Genomic DNA, 20,153 nt, shown 5'->3' with positions numbered 1-20,153 from the left:
TCTCAGCCTTCCCCATAGGGCCTGGTCATCAATTGCCCCAGTTCAGGCCGCGCCCGGTCATCGCCGCAAAGCCTCAGGCAGGCCCAGGCGGTTGCCAGATTGCTGGTGACCACGGGCTTGCCGGTCTCGGCTTCGATGCGGGCGGCGACCTCGGCTGCGCGCACGGCGGTACAGGAGATGAACAGCGCATCGGATTGCGGATCCAGCGCTTCACACGCGAAGGATGCTATTTCATCCGGCGCAATCCGCGCCATCTCACGATCGTCACTCAGGCCGAGGCAGGTGAAGCGGTCGATCGTAAAGCCGAGATCGACGAAATAATCCGCCATCGGCCGGCTGGTCTCGATCGTATAAGGCGTCAGCACCGAAATCCGTTTTGCGCCGAGCGCCTGCAGGCCTTTCACCGCCGCCGCCGTCGGCGTCACCACGGGAACGCCGGGTTTGGAGGCGTGGATCGCCGCTTCGATGTTGCGGTCGCCAATGACGACCGAGGCCGAGGTGCAGGAATACATCACCGCATCCAGCGTCTCATCCGGCAAGATCAGCCCTGCGCCTTCCATTAGCGCTGGCTGCATCTTCAGGAGGTTTTCCGGTGTGACCGGATTGGCGTAGTGGATGCGGCTGACATAGACGCCGATGCGGTCACTGGCGACCATGCGCCGGAAATCGACTTCCGTCGTATGGTCGGTTGCCAGGATGATCAGGCCGATGCGCTTTTCGAGCGGCCGGTCGTCCAGCCGCGGCAGCCGGCCGGCGGGAATGATCTCGATTCCTGCGGTCATATCAATCATCCATCCTGGCGTAACGCTCCTCGAGCCAGCGCAAGCCCACGACCGAGATCAGGCTGATAACGAGGAAGAAGACCCCGACCAGCGTCATCGGCTCGATGTAGCGGTAATTGCTGTTGGCGATGCTCTTTGCCTGGTTCATCAATTCGAGCACGGTGATCGCCGAAAGCAGCGGCGTCTCCTTGAACATGGCGATGAAATAATTGGCGAGCGCCGGGATCATCGGCGGAATTGCCTGCGGCAGGACCACGTGGATCCAGGCCTGGCGCGTCGTCAGATTGGTGGCCTTGGCGGCTTCCCACTGTCCGCGCGGCACATTCTCGATGCCGGCGCGATAGACCTCGGCCGTATAGGTCGCATAGTGAATGCCCATGCCGATGACACCGGCGGTGAGCGGCGACAGCCGGATGCCGATATCCGGCAACACGTAGAAAATGAAGTAGAGCTGCACCAGCAGCGGCGTGCCGCGGATGAATTCCGAGACGAAGCCGACCGTTCTGGAAATAGCGGTGACCGGTGACCGCCGCGCAATGGCAAGGCCCAGGCCCGCGACCATGGCGACGGCAGCGCCGAGGATGGTTGCGAGTATGGTGATCTTGAACCCTTCGAGAAGGGTCGGCATGATCTGCCAAACGAAGTCCCAATCCCATTCCATCCGATCAGGTCCTTATGCCGTCGAGGCTGCGGGCCATGCGCCGCTCCAGCCAGCGCATCGCCGCCGAAATCGCCAAGGCCATGAGGAAATAGAGAATGAGGATCGTTGCGAAAGGCACCAGCGTACTGCCGGTCTGCGCCCGCACCACCTGCGCCTGGAAGGTCATATCCGTCAGCGAGATCAGCGACACGACGGCCGTGCCCTTCAGGAGCTCGATCGCATTGTTGCAGAAGGTCGGCAGCATCAGCGGCAGCGCCTGCGGCAGGATGACATGACGCATGCGCTGGTAGCGAGACAGGTTGAGCGCAACACAGGCTTCCGACTGTTCGCGCCCGACGGCCTTGACGGCGCCGCGCACCACTTCCGCCGCATAGGCGCCGACATTCAGGCCGAGCGCCAGGACACCCGCCTGCAGCGGCGTCAGGGTCAAGCCGGCAAAAGGCAGCACGAAATAGACCCAGAAGAGCTGGACGAAGATCGAGGTGCCGCGGAAGAACTCGATATAGGCGGTCGCCACAGCCCTGACGGCAAAGAAGCGCGACAGGCGGCCGAGCCCCGCCAGGAAGGCCATGACCAGCGCCAGCGCAGAGCCCATGACCGTCAGCTGAAGCGTCACCAGGGCGCCCTCAAGGATCAGTGTCAGATAGCCGGACCATACCGACATCGGCAACTCACTTCTCTGGAGATCGTACGAAGGCAAACCGGCCATGGCAGAACGCATGGCCGGCTGCTCTCATCAAGTTACTTGGCTGCGGCGCAGAGCTTGTCGCGGCTGGTCGACATCGCCGCCTTGGCCGAGAAGCCGTAAGGCTCGATGATCTTGGCGAATTCGCCCGATTCCTTCAGCTTCTTCAGCTCGACGTCGAAGGCGTCGCGCAGCGCGACATCCTGCTTGCGGAAGGCGGCGCCATCGCAATAGACCGGTGCATTGACGACCGGAGCGACGGTTTCGAGATTGGGATCATTCGCCTTGGCCATCAGGTCGTGGATTGACAGGACCGGCAGCGAGTAGACGTCGATGCGGCCGTCCTGCAGCATCTTGATGCCGCTCTGGCCGTCCGGAACGACGATGACGCGGTCGCGCGGCACGCCGGCCTCGAGCGCCAGCTTCTCCTCGGTGCCGCCGCCCGGTGCGCCGATCTTGGCATCGGGATTGTCGGCGATATCCTTGTAGCTCGTCAGCTTCAGCGGGTTGCCCTTCTTGAGGGCGAAGGCTTCGGCGTCGCAGAGGATCGGTTCGGAATAGGCAACGGCATTGCAACGCTCGGGCTTCATGAACAGGCCGGCGGTGATCGCGTCATGGCGGCCGGCCTGCAGTCCGGGGATCATCGCGCCATATTCCGAGATCGAAGCGACCACTTCCTTGACGCCGAGCTTTTCGAAGATCACCCGCGCAACATCGGGCGCAGCACCCGACACCTTGCCATCGGCGCCGACGGCCGTGAACGGCGGCTCGTTGGCGATGGCGATGCGGGCAAAACCCTGCTCCTTCAGCTGCTCGAGCTTGTCATCGGCAGCGGAAGCCGGGCCGGCGGCCGCGGCCAGAAGCACCGACAGGCTGACGGCGCTCAAAACATATCCTGCTTTCATCGTTCCCAACTCCTCTGGCTTTCCTTTGAGTTTTGTTCTTTGCGGGCAATGTCTGAGGTCAGACGCGGTGCCCAGCCGCAATGATCTTGCGCAGGAAGGTCTGTGTCCGCTCCTGCGTCGGGTTTCGGAAGATATCGCCCGGCTTGCCTTCCTCGACGATCTTGCCGCGATCGAAGAACAGCACGCGGTCGGCAAAATCGTGGGCAAAACCCATCTCATGGGTGACGAGAAGCATGGTCATATCGGTCTCGGAGGCCAGCCGGCGCATGACGTTCAGCACCTCTTCGACCAGTTCCGGATCGAGCGCCGAGGTGACTTCGTCGAACAGCATGATCTTCGGCGACAGCGCCAGCGCCCGGGCAATGGCAACGCGCTGCTTCTGCCCGCCGGAAAGCTGTGCCGGGACGCTTTTCGCCTTGTCGGCCAGGCCGACCATGTCGAGAAGCTCCATCGCCCGCTTTTCGGCCTGTGGCCGCTTGATGCCCTTGGTCAGCATCGGCGCCAGCGTCACATTGTCGAGCACGCATTTGTGCGGAAACAGATTGAAGTGCTGGAAGACCATGCCGATCTTTTCACGCATGCGATGCAGATGCCGTTCATCGGCCGGCACCAGCCCGCTGTTGCCAGCCATATGATAGAGCTGTTCGCCGTCGACCTCGATATGGCCGCCGCTGATCGTCTCCAGCGTCATCAGAATGCGCAGGATCGTCGTCTTGCCGGAGCCGGACGGCCCGATCAGCGCCAGCTTCTCACCCGGCATGACATTCATCGACAGCCCGTCGAGCACGGTCAGCGGGCCGTATCTCTTGACGATGTTGTCGATGCGGATGATGGGCTGAGGCATTCATGTCTCTCCCTGTTGAGACAAGCAATGCCCTAACGATGACGGCCCATCGAAATCATGTCAATTCGTAAAATAATATCATGACAATTATTCTGCGAGTGCTCAAACGAGGGGCAGTGCCATCAAATCGCCAGCAGCAGCTCTTCCGGATTTCCCTGCGCCAAAGAAGCGACGATCCCAAGCCCGGTCCGCAATTCGCTTTCGGTCGTCGAGCCGAGCGAGATGCGCACGGCCGGCGTCGAGCCCTGGTCGGCGGTGCGGAACGATTTGCCGGGCGCGATCGCCACGCCGCGCAGCCTTGCCTGCGAGACGAAACCATCTTCCGCATGGTTGCCGGCGAGCGGCAGCCAGACATGCAGGCTTTGCGGGTGCGCCCGGTAGCTGAGGCCGGCCAGCATCTCTGCCGCGATCGCGTGGCGGCTTGCAAGGGCGCGGCGTTGCCAGTTGACCAGCTCCATCGCCGTGCCGTCGCTGACCCAGCGGGTGGCGATCTCGGCCATGGCAGGCGTCGCCATCCAGCTGGAAACGAGATGCCGGTTGGCGACGGCGGCGACATAGCGGTCGGGTGCGACGAGGTAGCCGATCCGGAGGCCGGGAACGGTGATCTTCGTGAAGCTCGTGACGTAAAGCGTCCGCTCCGGCGCAAAGGCAGCCATCGGCGGCGCCCGGTTCTCGACCATCGGACCGAGAATATCGTTTTCGATAATCGCGATGTCATGTTTGGCGGCGACGGCGGCCAGCGCCTGGCGTCGCTCGGCGCTCATCAGCGCCGCCATCGGATTGATCACCGAGGGCTGCAGGAAAATTGCCCGGATCGGCCCGGTGCGGCAGGCTTCGTCGAGCGCCTCCGGGATCATGCCTTCCTCGTCGATCGCCAGCCCTTCGAGGTGCAGGCCGAGATAGCCGCAGAGCGGCACCAGCGTATGGTGACTGACCGCTTCGGTCGCAATGGTCGAGCCGGGCGGCGCGACGCTCATCAGCGCCACCGTCATGCCCGAGGTCGCGCCATTCGTCACGCTGATATTCAGCGGCGATACCTCCAGCCCGCAGCGCGCCAGCCATTCTGCGGCGACCGTGCGGTGGCGCGGAAAGACCATGTTCGGCCGGAACGACAGGGCGGAACTGGAGGGCAGATTTTCCGACAGCCAGCCGAAGGCCTGGCGCAGCCTTTCCAGGTGGATCTGCTCGCAGACCGGCTTGAGGATCGACAGATCGATCACCTCGCCCAGCCGTTCCGGCAGATAGGGCGGTTCCGGCTCGCGCGGCCTGGTCTGGACGAAGCTGCCGCGGCCGATCTCGCCTAATATCAGCCCCCGGCGGCCGAGTTCGTCATAGGCGCGGCTGACCGTCTGCACCGAAAGCTGCAGATCGTCCGCCAGCTTGCGATGCGGCGGCAATTGCGTGCCGTCGGCGAGTTTGCCGTCGGTGATCGCATTGGCGATCTGCTCGGCGAGCGAGAGGTAAGCCGGCCGGCGGAGTTGCGAGGGATCGGGGCGCCACTTTGTCATGATTTTACACTGCTGAAAATCAGTTCAATTGACAATGCCAAAATGCGCTCCCATTGTCTTTTCGCTGCGTTTGAAATGATTTCTTTCCAAAGAAAGCACCATGAAGCTCGACGCCATCGACCTGCGCATTCTCGACGCCGTCCAGCGCGACGGCCGCATCACCAAGCTGGCACTGGCTGAAAAGGCAGGTCTGTCGCCGACCCCGTGCTGGATGCGGCTGCGCAAGCTCGAAAAAGCAGGGATCATCACTGGATACCACGCCCGCATCGCCCCGCGGCGCATCGCCCCGGTCGCCAGCGTGATGATGGAAGTGACCCTCGCCAACCATCGCCAGGCGGATTTCGAGCGCTTCGAGCGCGCCGTCGCCGCAATCCCGGAGATCGTCGCCTGCTGGTCGGTCGGCGGCGGCGTCGATTACATCCTGAAGATCATCGCCCCCGATATCGACGCCTATCAGCGGCTGGTCGACGGGCTTCTCGATCGCGAACTCGGCATCGACCGCTACTTCACTTATATCGTCACCAAGACAGTGAAGGAGGAAACAGTGCTTCCTGTCTCTTCCTTCGCGGCATCCGACGAGGAGCAGAGCGCGTCATAGACAATCTCTCTGCCAGTCCGGATAGAAATTGCAGGCGTGCTCGTCGCCAAGCCACGTCGCGACGCGGCACATCTTCGGACGAGCCGCGCTTCCGCCGCATGTTGCTAGTGCTTAAGGATTTGACTGAGGAACAGCTTTGTCCGCTCATGCTGCGGATTGTCGAAGAATTCTTTGGGCACGCCCTGCTCGACGATCTGGCCTGTGTTCATGAAGATCACCCGGTCCGCGACGGCCCGGGCAAAGCCCATTTCGTGGGTGACGCAAACCATCGTCATGCCGTCCTTGGCAAGACCGGTCATGGTTTCGAGTACCTCCGATACCATTTCCGGATCAAGCGCCGAAGTCGGCTCGTCGAACAGCATGACAGCCGGCTGCATGCAAAGCGATCTGGCAATTGCGACGCGCTGCTGCTGGCCGCCCGACAGCTGGATCGGATATTTGTTGGCCTGTTCGGGGATGCGCACACGCTCCAGGAATTTCAGCGCCGTCTTCTTCGCCTCGGCCGCCGGCACACCCTTGATCCACATGGGCCCGACCATGCAGTTCATCAGCACGGTCATATGCGGGAAGAGGTTGAAGTGCTGGAACACCATGCCGACATTCTTCCGGACTTCGCCGACATTGCGCATCTTGTTGTGCAGGGTGATGCCGTTGACGGTGATCTCCCCCTCCTGATGGGCTTCGAGCCGATTGAAGCAGCGGATCAGCGTTGACTTGCCTGATCCCGAAGGACCACAGACGACGATTCGCTCGCCCTTGCTGACAGTGAGATTGATATCCTTCAGCACCTGAAAGGCGCCGTACCACTTCGAAACGTGCTTCGCTTCAATGATCTTGTCGCCGTTCATCGGACTTTGCTCCTGGCATAATGACGCTCGATACGCGCTTGGATGAGTTCGAGGCAGATCGACATGATCCAGTAGAGCATCGCGGCGGAAATCAGCATTTCCATGTGCTGGAAGGTCTTCTGGCCCAGCGTGCGGGCCAGGAACATCAGTTCCCAGACGCCGATGACGGAGACCAGTGAGCTGTCCTTCAGCATCGAGATGAACTGGTTGCCGGTCGGCGGAATGATGACGGGCAATGCCTGCGGCAGGATGATCTTGCGCATGGTGATGCCGAAGCCGAAACCAATCGAGCGTGACGCCTCCCACTGGCCGCGATCGATGCTCTGAATCCCCGAACGGAAGATCTCGGTCATATAGGCGCCGTAGCAGAGCGAGAGCGCAAGAATACCGGCGGGCACCGCATCGATGACGAAACCCAGCTGCGGCAAGCCGAGGTAGATCAGATAGACCTGCATCAGCAACGGAAGGCCGCGGAAGAACGAGGTGTAGAAACTGGCGATAGCATAGGCGAAGCCGTTGGTCGAGAGCTTGGCGACAGCACCCAATATAGCAATTGCGGAGGCGATCACGATCGAGACTGCAGAGACGTAGATCGTCGTCACCAATCCCTGGGTGATCATGAACGGCAGTTTTTCGGCGATGAACGGCAGGCTCAGATGAAAAGTGGCGAAGAAGGCCAGAAATAGGCCGAGCAGTTCGAGCCAGACAATGGCGATCTGCGTCCGCAGGGACGCAAAGCCGATCAGGACGACATTTAGCACGAACAGCACGGCGATGACGAAAGCGATGGCGAAGCGGCCGTAAAAGCCGCTGGCTGCGGGATCGCCGATGACCGGGCGCATCAATTCGCCCATAGCCGTGCCGGTCATGTTGAACATGAGGAAGAACACCAGCGCTACAGCAAACAGCGTCGCGATGAACCACGGCTTATGGACGAGTACTTCGGATTCGACTGTATCGGAATAAAGCATTTCTTGCCCCTTGCGGCAAATCGACGGTCCGGATGTCCGGACCGTCTGGTTCTGGTGGCGGTTATTTTACGACCGTATAGTCCACGCCGTACCATTTTACCGAAAGCTTGCTCAGCGTGCCGTCGGACTGCATGCCCTTCACGGCTTCGGCGATCTTGTCGTTGAACTCCTTGTCGCCATGTTCGATTGCAACGGCGAGCGGCTCGTAGAAAACGGGGTCGCCGATCTGCTTGATCGGGTAGCCGGCCTTAACAGCATCGAGAATGCTCGGCAGCGACGAGACGACTGCATCGAGACGGGTGCCGTCGCCGAGGCGCAGATCATCGAAGGCGGTGGTCGAGTTGGCGTAGGACTTCACTTCCTTGGGCTTGAACTCGTACTTGAAGGCAGGCGCACCGGCGGCATCAAGTGTCAGATCGCCTTTCGCATAGGCTTCAAAGGTGGAGGTGGCCGTGGTGCCGACGACCTTGCCGTCAAGATCGGCGAGCTTGCTCGCCTTGCTGTCCTTGTGCGCGGCAACCGCAGCCGGCGTGTAATAATAAACGGCCGGGAAGTCGAAGATCTCGGCACGCTTTTTGGTCGGCGTCATCGAACCAACATGCATGTCCCAGCGGCCTGCCCAATTGCCGGCTGTGATGATATCCCAGCCGGGGGTTACGAATTCGACCTTCACACCGAGACGCCTGCCGATATCCTTGGCAACATCGATGTCGAAACCGTCAAGTTCGTTCTTGTCGTTCAAGAAGGATTGCGGCGCCCAGTTGGCGTCGGTCGCGACCTTCAGGTCCTTGGCCGCCAGCACGCGGTCGAGCACGGCGCCGGCATTGGCCGGAACGGCAGCCAGCACAAGGGCGAGCGACGCGGCAGCTGCAGTCATCTTGGTCAGTCTGTTCATGCGATGGTTCCCTTTATTGTCATTCTTGGTTTTTGGTCCGGGCTCATTCCCGTACCGTCATGCAATCTTGCAGTCGAAGAGGCCTTTTCGTCTTCCGCCGATCGGAAGCAGCGGCCGGCCGCTCGTTCCTTCAAACCGGGGAAGTCAGACCTCTCCTTTCTGGCGCATCTCGTCGCGAATGGAGCGAGCAACCCGGAAGGCTTCTACGCCGGCGGGAATGCCGCAATAGACCGCGATCTGCACGAGTGCGGCCCGCAATTCGTCGTCCGTCAGCCCGTTGCGAATGGCGCCGCGAAAGTGGATCCCGAATTCATGCATGCGGTTGAGCGCCGCCAGCATGCCGAGATTAAGAAGGCTGCGCTGCTTGAGATCGAGCCCTTCGTCGGTCCAGGCCGCACCCCAGCAATATTCGTTGAGAACGTCCTGAAACGGAGCGGAAAAGCTGTCGGCATTGTTCATCGCCCGGTCGACATAATCGTCGCCGAGAACCTTGCGTCTGACGGCCTCGCCGCTCTTTCTGAGTGTCTCATCCATGGTTCGTCTCCTCGCGGGTCAGGAAGTCGCGCATCAAATTCGCAACCGTTTCCGGCGCCTCGATCAGGATGGAATGGCGCAATCCGGGCAGGATGCTGAGCGTCGAGCCCGGGATGCGCTCGTGCATGTAGCGGGCCATGCGTGGATTGGATCCGGCATCCTCCTCGCCCGTCGCAATCAGGGTCGGGCAGCGGATCTGGTCGAGGAAGCCACCGAAATCCGTCTCCGCCAGCACGCGGTAGGCGGCGGCGTAACAGTCCGGATCATTCTCCGCATCGCGCTCACGAAGCCGCGCGATCACCGCGGGGTTTTTCTGCTGAAATTTTTCGGTCAGCCAGCGCGACAACGAGGCGTTGTGGTGGTCGGCGGGCGTCCCAGCCTGCAGCGCCGCCAGCCGCTCCAGCACTCGCGTCCGTTCCTCCCGTGTGCGGCCGGCGACCGTCGACAGCAGCACCAGCTTGCGCAACCGGTCGAGGTGGGTCAGCGCCAGTCGCTGGGCAATCAGGCCGCCGAGCGAGAAGCCGGCGAGATTGAAGGTTTGGAATCCAGCCTTGTCGGCCAGGGCCAGCGCCTCGTTGACGAAATCGTCGATCTCGTAGCGGCCCTTGACCCGGCTCGAATGGCCGTGGCCACGCAGATCGAAGGTCAGCACCGTGAACTGATCCTTCAGCCGCGCGACGACGCCCGACCAGGCTTCAAGATAAGAGCCGACACCATGAATGCAGACCAGCGGATCGCCGCTGCCGTCGATGCGGTAGTTGAGCGTCACGTCTCCGACGGTATGGCGCTGTGCCTCTGCCATGTCAGCCCGCCGCCGCCTTGCGCTGCTTGTCCTTTTCGCGCGCGGCGAAGAAGGGCATGATTTCCTTGACGAACAGCTCGATCGTCCGCTTCTGCAGCTCGAAGGGCAGGTTGAAGGTCAGGCCAAGGCAGTACTGATCGACACCGGCTTCTTCATAGACCAGCAGCTTCTCGATCGCCTCGTCGGGCGTGCCGAACATCAGGTTCTTGCGGATATTGTCCGGATTGTAGTTGTCCTTGCCCTTGACGGCTTCATAGGGCACCGCTTCCGGGAAGCCTTCGCGGACATTGCCGATATTCTGCATCAGGTTTTCGAAGGCGCGGCCGTAATCCATGCTGTGCTTGACCGCCAGTTCCCAGCCGTCGGCCTTGTCGTAGACGCAGGTGCGGCGCTGCATCATGAAGCGCGGGCGCGGCACCTCGGGATGATCGGCAACCGCCTTGTTGAACTTGTCGGCCAGAACCTGGATCTCGGCTGCCGGCTGCGAGAGAGGCGTGGAGAGAATGCTGGCGCCATTGGCGATCGCCCAGTCGAAGGAGCCGGGATCGCGTGCCGCGACCCAGATCGGCGGATGCGGCTGCTGCAGCGGCTTCGGCACCGAAGTGGCGGTCGGGAATTTCCAATAGTGCCCGTCATGGGCATAGTCACCGGCCCAGAGCTTCTTCACAGCCGGGACGATCTCCTTCATGTAGGCGACGCCTTCCTGCTGCGGCATGCCGCCGGCCATCCGGTCGAACTCATACTGGTAGGAGCCGCGGGCAATGCCGAATTCCAGGCGGCCGTTGGTCAGATGATCGCAGAGCGCGGATTCGCCGGCGAGCCGGATCGGGGTCCAGTAGGGCGCGACCAGCGTCGAGGTGCCGAGCCGGATCTGCTGCGTGTGCTGCGCCAGCCAGACGAGCGTCTGGAACGGATTAGGAGAGATCGTGCATTCGATCGTGTGGTGCTCGGCAGTCCAGAGCGCCTCGAAACCGCCCTCGTCGGCCATCCGTGCCAATTGCAGGAGATTGTTCTTGGCCGTCGACATCGGAATGTCGGGCGAGAAGCGTTCCATGGTCAGCGATACTGCGAATTTCATCTGCTAGCCTCCCTTTCGGGCTCTATTTTCTTTGAGCCGTCACTTCAGACGGATGACGAAGGGGTCCTGCATCGCCCCGGAATAGTCGATGATGACGTTTTTCAGCCGCGAGAATTCGTACATCACCTCGAAGCCGCCGCGCCGCCCGTAGCCGCTCTCCTTGAAGCCGCCATTGGCGGACATGAAGGAGGCCGAGCGATAGGTATTGACCCAGACGGTGCCGGCTTCGATCTGGTTGGCGAAGCGCAGGGCGCGGTCGATATCCTTGGTCCAAATCCCGGAAGCGAGGCCGTAATGGCTGTCGTTAGCGAGCGCGATCATCTCGGCCTCGTCGCGGAACGGCATGACGCCGACGACCGGGCCGAAAATCTCGTCGCGCATGAAGCCCATGTCGTTCTGCACATCGACCATCACCGTCGGCTCGAAGTACCAGCCGGCACGCGACAGACCTTCCTCCTGCGGACGGCGCCCGCCGGCGGCGATCTTCGCGCCTTCCTTGACGCCGGAAGCCACATAGCCCTCGACCTTCGTCAACTGATCGGAAAGCGCCAGCGGGCCGATATCGGTATCCTCTGCCGTCGGCAGACCGACGCGGATGCGGCCGGTGCGAGCAATCAGCGCGTCGATGAACTTGTCGTAGATGCTGGCCTCGACGAAGCAGCGTGAACCGGCCACGCAGGTCTGGCCGGCAGCGGCAAACACGCCGGAGACGACGCCATTGACGGCATGCTCGAGCTCGACATCGCCGAAGATCACATGCGGCGACTTTCCGCCGAGCTCCATCGAGCAGGGCACGAGGTTCTGCGCCGCATTTCCGGCGATGCGGCGGCCGGTGGCAGTGCTGCCGGTAAAGACATATTTTGAAACACCGGGGTGGCGGGTCAGCGCCTCACCCGCGCTCTTGCCGGTGCCGGTGACGACGTTGACGACCCCGGCGGGGAAGCCCGCCTCATGGATCAGTTCGGCAAGCGCCAGCGTCGAGGCGGTCGCATGTTCCGACGGCTTGATGACGACGGTGTTGCCGATCGCCAGGCACGGCGCCAGCGTGCCGGTCAAAAGCATCAGCGGCGAATTCCAGGGCGTAATCATGCCGACGACGCCGAGCGCTTCGCGCAGGTTGATGTTCAGCGTATCGGCCCTGTTGATCGGGATCGTATCGCCCTGCAGCTTGTCGGCCATACCGGCGAAATAATGATAGCTGTCCGGCATCGAGCGCATCTGCGCCCGGGTTTCCTTGAGAAGCTTACCGTTGTCGCGGGTCTCGATTTCGGCCAGCGTATCGGCATTGGCGCGGACAAGTTCGGCGAGCTTGCGTACCAGGCCGCCGCGATCGGTCTGCGTCATCCGCCGCCAGGCGGGATTGCGAAACGCGGCATTCGCAGCGGCAACGGCCGCAGAGACGTCATCGGCGTCGGCTTCCGCCAGATCGTACCAGCGCTCGCCGGTCGTCGGGTCGTAGCTGGCAATGTAGTTGCCGGCCTTGGGCGCCACGAACTCGCCGTTGATGAACAGGCCCTGTCGCGAACCTTCGATGGAGCTGACTGTCGTCTTCATGTCACTGTCCTTGGTCTTGGGAGGCTTGGATCCAGGCACGGGCTTCGCCGTCGATCATCGCGACGCGGCCGCCGTCATCCGAATCCATGTAGATGCCGAACCGGCCCGCCTGCCGCTCACGCACATAGCGCCGCAGCATGGAACGCAATTCATGGGTGGCGATCGCCTCGTAGGGCAGATCGTCGATGCCGAAGAAGCGGAGATCGGCAGGCAAGCTGATGCCTGCCCCCTCGCCTGCCAGCCGGGCGCGGTAAACGAGATAGCCGGGGTCGCTGTCGGCGACGTCAAAGACGGAATAGAGGAAGGTCTCTTCCGGCATCAGCCGAAGCGCATCGCCGCCCTCGACAACCAGCTGGCTGTCCGCCTTGCGGCGACGGGCCGAAGGTAGCACCCAGCCGCCCTTGCCGTCCGAGCGCAGCAGCAGGCCGCCGCCAGCCTCGATCAGATAGCCGATGATCATCCCATGCGAGGCAAGCCAGCCCGACGGTAGCGGATCCTTGATGCTGGCGTAACGACCGCGACAAAAGCCGAGCGGTGCGGTTGGGCTGGTGCCGAAAGCGCGGACCTGGCCGATCAGCACCGAATGGTCACCTGCATCGACGGCACTATAGGTCGTGCAGTCGAACCAGGTGAGGCTGTCGGTCAGCACGGGTGCGCCGGTATGGATATGATCGTGGGTGACGGACTGGAACTTGTCCGGAGACTTGGAGGCAAAGGTGCCCGAGATATCGACCTGCCCTTCGTGAAGGATATTGACCGCGAAGCAGCCGGAAGTGGTGAAGGCCTGATAGCTGGAGGCTGCCTTCGCGATGCAGACCAGGAGCAACGGCGGATCGAGCGACACGGATGTGAATGAATTCGCGGTCATGCCGCGCGGGGTCCCGTCCTCGTCGCGCGTGGTGATGACGGTTACGCCCGTCACGAAGGTTCCAAAGGCCCGGCGCAGTGCGATCGGGTCGATCGGGGCATCCATCCCTGCCGCTGTCTCCGCCATGCCTTTACGCCTCCTCTGTTTGGTGAAAGGAGGCTATCGCTGCCGCTTCGGCTGTTCTTCCTCGGCTTCGCAGGATGGGTCGCAAAACTTCTGCCTCGATCCAGAGGAGACAAAAGGCGGCGCAGGGGGCGGAGTCCCGACCGAGCAATTATGAGGGATGGACAACTACCTTTGAGCGGGCGAGCGATTGTCGATGACGCCGTGCAGACGGATCGCCAATTCGACGGCGAAACGCTTTTCCGGAGTCTCGACATCGACGCCGAAGAGGTCCTGAATGCGCGACAGCCGGTAGCGCAGCGTCGTAACATGCAGTCCCATCGTATCGGCGCAAGCCTGGCTGCGGCACCCCTCCTGCAGATAAATGGAGAGCGTTTCCATATATGGCGTGCCGTTTTCCCGATCGTGCTCGGCAATGGCGCCGACGCTTTCATGGACAAAGCTGCGCACGTCTCCAGCTTCCGAGGCCGCGACCAACATCGGAAGCGGCCCGAAGTCCTGGACCGAGACAGCACCGGTCAATCCGTAGGAGCGGGCGATGCGGATCATACGGCTGCACCGCTCCCAAGCTGCAGGGTAGTCGGGTAACGCGTCGCAGCGGTTGCCTGCGACGACAACCGGCGCTTCGCCGAAATAGCGGCCGAGTTCCTCGGCGATGCGGCGGGTGAGCTTCCCCGTGCGCTCCTGACGCTTGCTCGTGTCATAAGGCATGAGACAGACGACGCCGCCGTCGATCGCGACCAGGTTCGCCTGCAACGAGGCCTGTTGCATGATGCGCGTCAGCGTATGGTCGACATCGACGGAAGCTCCGCCGTAGGCTTTCGTCTTGTCGGGGAAATCGACGACAATGATTTGCTGCGGGATGGCGAAGCTCAGTCCGAGGCGCTGAGCCCGCTGAGCAATATCGCCGGCGTCCCGCCACCGGGCTTCGACGATCTCGAAGAACAGTTCGGTCTGAGTGCGGGTTTCGAAACGGAACCGGATGAAGCTGCGCATCATCTGGACGCTGAGCGCGAATTTGGCGCTGTCGAGCATGAGTAGGTCGAGATCGCTGAATTCCCGGGAGGTTGGGAAGATGACCAGCGCTCCGACCAACTGATTGTCGACCATCAGCGCCTCGATGCGGGCTGAAATCCTGAACCGTTGCGCCCCGTCGTCGAGAAACAGGTTGGCCGCATTGGTTATGCCGTGTTCGACTGCATCGCGCGCCGCCTTCATCAGCGGCCGGGCGAGAGTGGTCGAAGCGGCTTCCGGCCAGGAGGTCTCATCGTATAGTGCGTTCGGCGGGCGCCCGGCGATCACCTGATTGGCGGTAAAGTCGATCACCACCGTCGGGTTCGAAAGCATCATTCCAACCATCGCCGAAAGCGGTGCGACCGACCCGTCGCTCAGCACATGCTCGAGCAGCGAGGTATGCGCTTTCAGGGCTTTCTCGAGCCGCTGCGCTGACCGCTTCTCTGCTTCAAGCCGGTGTTCGCGCTCCACGGCAATTGCACCCAGATGAATGATGGTGCCGAGGAAGGCGAGATCGTCTTCCGATACTTCGGTGATCTGTCGGGCGATGACGCTGAGGACCATCGGGCGGCCTTCCGCATCCTTGCAGTTCATGGGCAAAACCAAGACGGTGCGGTAGTCACGCTCGAAGGCTTCCGCCCGATAGCCGGGGAACTCGGCAGACTCGCGGGCATCGGGGATATAGACGGGCTCGTTTCGCTGCAGAGCGATTAACGACGGGCTTGTCGCCAACTCCCATTTGTCCGGCAGCTGCCGTTCAATCAGTGTCGGATCGTAGCGTACGATGACATAGGCGTAACCATGCGCGGCGTCGATGCTCATGATCGATCCCAACGCCCAATCGGCATGGCGGCAGGCGGCGGCAATCAGCTGCTGGAGAATGGCCTGGAGATCGCCGCCGCTGTTAATTTGGCTGGCGACGTCTCGCAGCGACAGTACACGGGACCTCTGATCCAACCATTTCGCCTCGTTGACATCGATCAGCGAGTATGCGCGCGCTCAGCGGACAAATCTACTTGGTTTCATAGGAAGCAATTTGATCTGTCTTCCGGCGACACGTAGGAACGCCTTCCAATTCGGCTATGGTCGCTTTTGCCGATTGCATGTCGCGTACGTCACGTGATGCATTACTGGAGCCTGCTTGCTTTCGTAGGATCTTTCCGCAGCCTCTTCCTTCGAACGGAGGAAGAAATTTTCCGGCGCCGCTGTAGCCTAGCGCAAGTTTTCCCTTTTCAGCGGTTTTCAACATGAGCCTCGGCATTAGAAAATTCACCACCTTCCTGGAAGAGACCCTCGTCGAAGGCGGCAGGGCCGCGTCGCGCCCCGTCAATATCGTCGTGGTCGCGGCCGTGATCCAAAATCCCTGGGCCGGCCGCGGTTTTGTCGAAGATCTCAGGCCAGAGATCATCCGCATTGCCGGCAAGCTCAGCCACGAAATGACCAGTCGGCTGTTGCGCCAGATAGGCCCCGAGCAGATAGAGGCTTGCGGGAAAGCGGCGGCGGTCGGAATCAATGGCGAAATCGAGCATGCCTCGGCAATGATCCACACACTGCGTTTCGGCAATCCTTTCCGCGAAGCGATCGGCGGCACGAACTATCTCGAATTTGCCAACACGCGCAATGCACCGGGGGCTCTCCTCTCCTTGCCGATGATGCACAAAAGCGAAAACGGCAAGCGATCGCATTTCCTGACTGCCAATTTCCAGATTGCCGACGCGCCTGGTCCCGACGAGATCATCGTGGCGATCGGCGCTTCGGATAGCGGTCGCGCACATGCGCGCATCGCCGACCGCTTCCAGGATATCGCAGAGATGGAAGCGGAAAAGGCGGAGACCTTCTCGGGCATTTGACGAGCGCAGGCGCTGATCTTGGCGGGAGGTAGGATGAAGTTCGACGCCATCGATCTGCGCATTCTCGACGCCGTCCAGCGCGACGGCCGCATCACCAAGCTGGCACTGGCCGAAAAGGCGGGCCTGTCGCCGACGCCGTGCTGGATGCGGCTGCGCAAGCTCGAAAAAGCAGGGATCATCACCGGATACCACGCCCGCATCGCCCCGCGGCGCATCGCGCCGGTCGCCAGCGTGATGATGGAGGTGACCCTCGCCAACCATCGCCAGTCGGATTTCGAGCGCTTCGAGCGCGCCGTTGCCGCAATCCCGGAGATCGTCGCCTGCTGGTCGGTCGGCGGCGGCGTCGATTACATCCTGAAGATCATGGCAGCCGATATCGACGCCTATCAGCGGCTGGTCGACGGTCTTCTCGATCGAGAACTCGGCATCGACCGCTACTTCACCTATATCGTCACCAAGACGGTGAAGGAGGAAACGGTGCTTCCGGTCTCTTCCTTTGCGGCATCCGACGAGGACCAGAGCGCTTTGTAGACAATCTCTCTATCCGGCGGCTGTGGTTTAGACCGTTTCTCTCTTTTCGCCATCGCCAAAGGACAATCTCTCGTCCGCTCCTGTGGAAGACTTGCATCACCGCCACGAGGAGATTGGACATGACCGCCGTTTTTGCCCGCCCCGCCTATCATGACGCGCTGTCGCGGCTTTCCGACCGCCATCTCCTGCGCGATCTCGCCTATGTCGGCGGCCGCTGGATCGCCGGCAAAACCGGTGAGAGTTTCGAAGTTACCGATCCGGCCTCCTCCGCGACGCTGGCTTGGGTTGCAAGCCTTGGCACGGACGAGACAGAGGCGGCGATCGATGCAGCGTCAGAGGCTTTTGCCGCCTGGCGCGCCATGCTGCCGCAGAACCGGGCGGCGATCCTGCGGAAGTGGCACGAGTTGATGCTTGCGGCCAAGGAGGATCTGGCGCTGCTCATGACGCTCGAACAAGGTAAGCCACTTTCGGAATCGCGCGGCGAAATCGACTATGCCGCCTCTTTCCTCGAATGGTATGCCGAGGAAGGCAAGCGGCTGAATGCCGAAAGCGTCACGAGCCATCTGCCGGGCGCGGAGATGATCGTCCGGCGCGAGGCGCTCGGCGTTGTCGGCATCGTCACGCCCTGGAATTTTCCCTCGGCCATGGTCACGCGCAAGGCTGCCGCCGCCCTTGCCGCCGGCTGCACGGTCGTCGCTCACCCGTCCTCCGAGACGCCGCTTTCCGCACTTGCTCTTGCCGAACTCGGCGAGCGGGCCGGCATTCCCCCAGGTGTCTTCAATGTCGTGACCGGCCAAGCCGCGCCGATTGTGGGCGCCGTCTGTGAAGACAGCCGGGTACGTGCATTGAGCTTTACCGGTTCGACAAGCATCGGCAAGCTTATTGTCAGCCAATGCGCGCCGACCCTGAAGCGGCTGGTGATGGAACTCGGCGGCCACGCTCCGCTGATCGTCTTCGACGATGCCGATATCGACAAGGCGGTGGAGATCGCCGTCGATGCCAAGTTTGCTACGTCGGGCCAGGATTGCCTTGCCGCCAACCGCATCTTCGTCCAGCTCGGCATCGCCGATGCCTTCGCCAAGGCTTTTGCCGCCCGCATCGAGGAGCTGAAGGTCGGCGCCGGGCTCGAGGACGGCGCCGAGATCGGACCGCTGATGCATGAGCGCGCCGTCGTCAAGGTCGAGGAGCAGGTCGCCGACGCGCTGGCGCGGGGCGCGCGCCTCGTCACCGGCGGCAAACGCCATAAGGCCGGCCGGCTCTTCTACGAGCCGACGCTTCTGACGGATGTGCCGGCAAATGCGCTGATCATGCGCGAGGAGACGTTCGGGCCTGTGGCGGCGCTGACCACCTTCGACACGGAAGAAGAGGTCGTCGCCCGCGCCAATGATACCGAATACGGCCTTGTCGCCTATATCGTCACCGAAAATGGCGCCCGCCAGATGCGCCTCGGCCGCGCGCTGGAATACGGCATGGTGGCGGTCAACCGCGTGAAGATCACCGGCGGCCCTATTCCCTTCGGCGGCTGGAAGCAGTCCGGCCTCGGCCGCGAGGGCTCTCGCCATGGGCTCGAGGCCTTCACCGAGCTCAAATATCTCTGCATCGACACCGCCGCTTAAAGCTCTTTGTTTTTATGCATGTCGTTATCCCGGAACCGCGGCACACTTCCGGGCGACCTGCACTAACCGCCCATTTCAAAAAGAGGACAGGACATGCTCGACAAAAGCAACGAACTCACCGCCTGGGACCGCGATCACTTCTTCCATCCCTCCACCCATATGGGCATGCACGCCCGCGGCGAGACGCCGACCCGCGTCGTCGCCGGCGGCGAAGGCGTATACATCACCGACACGACAGGGCGGACAAGCCTCGACGCCTTTGCCGGGCTCTATTGCGTCAATGTCGGCTATGGCCGCCAGAAGATCGCCGACGCGATCGCCGAACAGGCAAAAAACCTCGCCTATTACCACGCCTATGTCGGCCACGGCACCGAGGCCTCGATCACGCTTTCGAAGATGATCATCGATCGTGCGCCTGAGGGCATGAGCCGCGTCTATTTCGGCCTGTCGGGCTCGGACGCCAACGAGACCAACATCAAGCTCATCTGGTATTACAACAACATCCTCGGCCGGCCGGAGAAGAAGAAGATCATTTCGCGCTGGCGCGGTTATCACGGCTCCGGCGTCATGACCGGCAGCCTCACCGGCCTGGCACTCTTCCACAATGCCTTCGACCTGCCGCGCGCGCCGATCCTTCACACCGAAGCGCCCTATTATTTCCGCCGGCCCGACCGCTCGATGGACGAGGAACAGTTCTCGCAATATTGCGCCGACAGGCTCGAGGAGATGATCCTCGCCGATGGCCCGGACACGATCGCCGCCTTCATCGGCGAACCCATCCTCGGCACCGGCGGCATCGTGCCGCCGCCGAAAGGCTACTGGCAGAAGATCCAGGCCGTGCTCGACAAATACGACATCCTGCTTGTCGCCGACGAAGTCGTCACCGGCTTCGGCCGTCTCGGCACGATGTTCGGCTCGGATCATTACGGCATGAAGCCGGACCTGATCACCATCGCCAAGGGCCTGACCTCGGCCTATGCTCCGCTTTCCGGCACAATCGTTTCGAGCAAGATGTGGCAGGTGCTGGTGCAAGGCTCCGACGAGATGGGGGCGATCGGCCACGGCTGGACCTATTCCGCCCATCCGATCTGTGCTGCCGCCGGCATTGCCAATCTCGAACTGATCGACGAACTCGGCCTCGTCGAAAATGCCGGCGCGACCGGCGGCTATTTCCGCTCGGAACTGGCAAAAGCGGTGGGCAGCCACCGCAATGTCGGGGAGGTCCGCGGCGACGGACTGATGGCGGCGGTCGAATTCGTCGAGGACAAGGACGACCGAAAATTCTTCGATGCCGGCCGCAAGATCGGCCCGCAGGTCGCCACCGCCCTTCTCGAACGCGGCGTCATCGGCCGCGCCATGCCGCAGGGCGATATCCTCGGCTTCGCTCCGCCGCTCTGCCTGACACGCGAGGAGGCCGATATCGTCGTCAAGGCCGCGGCCGACGCCATCGAAACCGTCTTCAAGACCATCTGAGGAGAAGCGCGGT

The 20,153-nt window shown here is 62.0% G+C and carries 20 protein-coding genes; 5 read left to right on the top strand and 15 right to left on the bottom strand.

The features are described 5' to 3' along the window. Positions 1-2 precede the first annotated feature (2 nt). The 6 genes from eutA to FHX14_RS19120 form a co-directional block, all read right to left on the bottom strand. A complete protein-coding gene (eutA, locus tag FHX14_RS19145) occupies positions 3-782 on the bottom strand; it encodes an ectoine utilization protein EutA (RefSeq protein WP_184378126.1) in 780 nt (259 codons plus the stop codon). A gap of 1 nt (position 783) precedes the next feature. Next, on the bottom strand, positions 784-1,443 hold the full coding sequence (ehuD, locus tag FHX14_RS19140) for an ectoine/hydroxyectoine ABC transporter permease subunit EhuD (protein ID WP_003591483.1): 660 nt from the start codon (positions 1,441-1,443) through the stop codon (positions 784-786). Positions 1,444-1,447: 4 nt separating this feature from the next. Next, a complete protein-coding gene (ehuC, locus tag FHX14_RS19135) occupies positions 1,448-2,107 on the bottom strand; it encodes an ectoine/hydroxyectoine ABC transporter permease subunit EhuC (RefSeq protein ID WP_179611120.1) in 660 nt (219 codons plus the stop codon). Between the two features lie 77 nt (positions 2,108-2,184). Further along, positions 2,185-3,033: an ectoine/hydroxyectoine ABC transporter substrate-binding protein EhuB gene (gene ehuB / locus FHX14_RS19130; protein WP_003591477.1), complete on the bottom strand. Its 849-nt coding sequence runs from the start codon at positions 3,031-3,033 to the stop codon at positions 2,185-2,187. A 58-nt stretch (positions 3,034-3,091) separates the two neighbouring features. Further along, positions 3,092-3,877, bottom strand: a complete 786-nt coding sequence (ehuA, locus tag FHX14_RS19125; protein ID WP_184378125.1) for an ectoine/hydroxyectoine ABC transporter ATP-binding protein EhuA — start codon at positions 3,875-3,877, stop codon at positions 3,092-3,094. A 122-nt stretch (positions 3,878-3,999) separates the two neighbouring features. Continuing rightward, entirely contained in the window at positions 4,000-5,385 is a 1,386-nt protein-coding gene (locus tag FHX14_RS19120; protein ID WP_184378124.1) for a PLP-dependent aminotransferase family protein, read from the bottom strand. A 100-nt stretch (positions 5,386-5,485) separates the two neighbouring features. Between FHX14_RS19120 and FHX14_RS19115 the strand changes: the two genes are divergently transcribed. Beyond that, positions 5,486-5,983, top strand: a complete 498-nt coding sequence (locus FHX14_RS19115) for an Lrp/AsnC family transcriptional regulator (RefSeq protein ID WP_184378123.1) — start codon at positions 5,486-5,488, stop codon at positions 5,981-5,983. 104 nt (positions 5,984-6,087) lie between these two features. Here FHX14_RS19115 and FHX14_RS19110 read toward each other — a convergent pair whose 3' ends face one another. The 9 genes from FHX14_RS19110 to FHX14_RS19070 form a co-directional block, all read right to left on the bottom strand. Further along, on the bottom strand, positions 6,088-6,831 hold the full coding sequence (locus FHX14_RS19110; RefSeq protein WP_012556273.1) for an amino acid ABC transporter ATP-binding protein: 744 nt from the start codon (positions 6,829-6,831) through the stop codon (positions 6,088-6,090). Next, positions 6,828-7,802, bottom strand: a complete 975-nt coding sequence (locus tag FHX14_RS19105; protein ID WP_184378122.1) for an amino acid ABC transporter permease — start codon at positions 7,800-7,802, stop codon at positions 6,828-6,830. The genes FHX14_RS19110 and FHX14_RS19105 overlap by 4 nt, the downstream gene beginning before the upstream one ends. A gap of 61 nt (positions 7,803-7,863) precedes the next feature. Further along, positions 7,864-8,697 (bottom strand): transporter substrate-binding domain-containing protein, encoded by an 834-nt coding sequence (locus tag FHX14_RS19100; RefSeq protein ID WP_184378121.1) that lies wholly within the window; start codon positions 8,695-8,697, stop codon positions 7,864-7,866. A gap of 144 nt (positions 8,698-8,841) precedes the next feature. Beyond that, positions 8,842-9,231, bottom strand: coding sequence for a carboxymuconolactone decarboxylase family protein (locus FHX14_RS19095; RefSeq protein ID WP_012556270.1), 390 nt, complete (start codon positions 9,229-9,231; stop codon positions 8,842-8,844). Next, positions 9,224-10,033, bottom strand: a complete 810-nt coding sequence (locus FHX14_RS19090; protein ID WP_184378120.1) for an alpha/beta fold hydrolase — start codon at positions 10,031-10,033, stop codon at positions 9,224-9,226. Before FHX14_RS19090 ends, FHX14_RS19095 begins: the two co-directional genes overlap by 8 nt. 1 nt (position 10,034) lies before the next feature. Beyond that, positions 10,035-11,111: an LLM class flavin-dependent oxidoreductase gene (locus FHX14_RS19085; protein ID WP_183690315.1), complete on the bottom strand. Its 1,077-nt coding sequence runs from the start codon at positions 11,109-11,111 to the stop codon at positions 10,035-10,037. A gap of 39 nt (positions 11,112-11,150) precedes the next feature. Next, a complete protein-coding gene (locus FHX14_RS19080) occupies positions 11,151-12,665 on the bottom strand; it encodes an aldehyde dehydrogenase (RefSeq protein ID WP_184378119.1) in 1,515 nt (504 codons plus the stop codon). Between the two features lies 1 nt (position 12,666). Further along, positions 12,667-13,659, bottom strand: a complete 993-nt coding sequence (locus FHX14_RS19075; protein ID WP_183690319.1) for a flavin reductase — start codon at positions 13,657-13,659, stop codon at positions 12,667-12,669. A 165-nt stretch (positions 13,660-13,824) separates the two neighbouring features. Then, the gene (locus FHX14_RS19070) at positions 13,825-15,627 is read right to left on the bottom strand and encodes a helix-turn-helix domain-containing protein (RefSeq protein ID WP_184378118.1); all 1,803 of its coding nucleotides are present in this window, start codon (positions 15,625-15,627) and stop codon (positions 13,825-13,827) included. 290 nt (positions 15,628-15,917) lie between these two features. On the opposite strand from FHX14_RS19070, the gene FHX14_RS19065 reads away from it, so the two are divergent. The 4 genes from FHX14_RS19065 to FHX14_RS19050 all read left to right on the top strand — a co-directional run bounded on the left by FHX14_RS19065 (position 15,918) and on the right by FHX14_RS19050 (position 20,140). Beyond that, complete coding sequence (locus tag FHX14_RS19065; protein WP_184378117.1) at positions 15,918-16,520, top strand: amino acid synthesis family protein; 603 nt, start codon at positions 15,918-15,920, stop codon at positions 16,518-16,520. Positions 16,521-16,553: 33 nt separating this feature from the next. Then, positions 16,554-17,051 (top strand): Lrp/AsnC family transcriptional regulator, encoded by a 498-nt coding sequence (locus FHX14_RS19060; protein WP_184378116.1) that lies wholly within the window; start codon positions 16,554-16,556, stop codon positions 17,049-17,051. Positions 17,052-17,170: 119 nt separating this feature from the next. After that, the gene (locus FHX14_RS19055; protein ID WP_184378115.1) at positions 17,171-18,667 is read left to right on the top strand and encodes an NAD-dependent succinate-semialdehyde dehydrogenase; all 1,497 of its coding nucleotides are present in this window, start codon (positions 17,171-17,173) and stop codon (positions 18,665-18,667) included. Between the two features lie 93 nt (positions 18,668-18,760). Next, positions 18,761-20,140, top strand: a complete 1,380-nt coding sequence (locus tag FHX14_RS19050; RefSeq protein ID WP_184378114.1) for an aspartate aminotransferase family protein — start codon at positions 18,761-18,763, stop codon at positions 20,138-20,140. The last annotated feature ends 13 nt before the right edge of the window (positions 20,141-20,153 follow it).

Source organism: Rhizobium sp. BK619 (assembly GCF_014195245.1).
Lineage (GTDB): Bacteria > Pseudomonadota > Alphaproteobacteria > Rhizobiales > Rhizobiaceae > Rhizobium > Rhizobium acidisoli.
The sequence above is the reverse complement of the archived record's forward strand: the minus strand, read 5'-3'. Positions and strand labels throughout refer to the sequence as shown.

Bases quoted from the DNA above. Each gene is read 5' to 3' on its own strand.
- eutA (WP_184378126.1), bottom strand. From the start codon at position 782: ATGACCGCAGGAATCGAGATCATTCCCGCCGGCCGGCTGCCGCGGCTG.
- ehuD (WP_003591483.1), bottom strand. From the start codon at position 1,443: ATGGAATGGGATTGGGACTTCGTTTGGCAGATCATGCCGACCCTTCTC.
- ehuC (WP_179611120.1), bottom strand. From the start codon at position 2,107: ATGTCGGTATGGTCCGGCTATCTGACACTGATCCTTGAGGGCGCCCTG.
- ehuB (WP_003591477.1), bottom strand. From the start codon at position 3,033: ATGAAAGCAGGATATGTTTTGAGCGCCGTCAGCCTGTCGGTGCTTCTG.
- ehuA (WP_184378125.1), bottom strand. From the start codon at position 3,877: ATGCCTCAGCCCATCATCCGCATCGACAACATCGTCAAGAGATACGGC.
- FHX14_RS19120 (WP_184378124.1), bottom strand. From the start codon at position 5,385: ATGACAAAGTGGCGCCCCGATCCCTCGCAACTCCGCCGGCCGGCTTAC.
- FHX14_RS19115 (WP_184378123.1), top strand. From the start codon at position 5,486: ATGAAGCTCGACGCCATCGACCTGCGCATTCTCGACGCCGTCCAGCGC.
- FHX14_RS19110 (WP_012556273.1), bottom strand. From the start codon at position 6,831: ATGAACGGCGACAAGATCATTGAAGCGAAGCACGTTTCGAAGTGGTAC.
- FHX14_RS19105 (WP_184378122.1), bottom strand. From the start codon at position 7,802: ATGCTTTATTCCGATACAGTCGAATCCGAAGTACTCGTCCATAAGCCG.
- FHX14_RS19100 (WP_184378121.1), bottom strand. From the start codon at position 8,697: ATGAACAGACTGACCAAGATGACTGCAGCTGCCGCGTCGCTCGCCCTT.
- FHX14_RS19095 (WP_012556270.1), bottom strand. From the start codon at position 9,231: ATGGATGAGACACTCAGAAAGAGCGGCGAGGCCGTCAGACGCAAGGTT.
- FHX14_RS19090 (WP_184378120.1), bottom strand. From the start codon at position 10,033: ATGGCAGAGGCACAGCGCCATACCGTCGGAGACGTGACGCTCAACTAC.
- FHX14_RS19085 (WP_183690315.1), bottom strand. From the start codon at position 11,111: ATGAAATTCGCAGTATCGCTGACCATGGAACGCTTCTCGCCCGACATT.
- FHX14_RS19080 (WP_184378119.1), bottom strand. From the start codon at position 12,665: ATGAAGACGACAGTCAGCTCCATCGAAGGTTCGCGACAGGGCCTGTTC.
- FHX14_RS19075 (WP_183690319.1), bottom strand. From the start codon at position 13,659: ATGGCGGAGACAGCGGCAGGGATGGATGCCCCGATCGACCCGATCGCA.
- FHX14_RS19065 (WP_184378117.1), top strand. From the start codon at position 15,918: ATGAGCCTCGGCATTAGAAAATTCACCACCTTCCTGGAAGAGACCCTC.
- FHX14_RS19060 (WP_184378116.1), top strand. From the start codon at position 16,554: ATGAAGTTCGACGCCATCGATCTGCGCATTCTCGACGCCGTCCAGCGC.
- FHX14_RS19055 (WP_184378115.1), top strand. From the start codon at position 17,171: ATGACCGCCGTTTTTGCCCGCCCCGCCTATCATGACGCGCTGTCGCGG.
- FHX14_RS19050 (WP_184378114.1), top strand. From the start codon at position 18,761: ATGCTCGACAAAAGCAACGAACTCACCGCCTGGGACCGCGATCACTTC.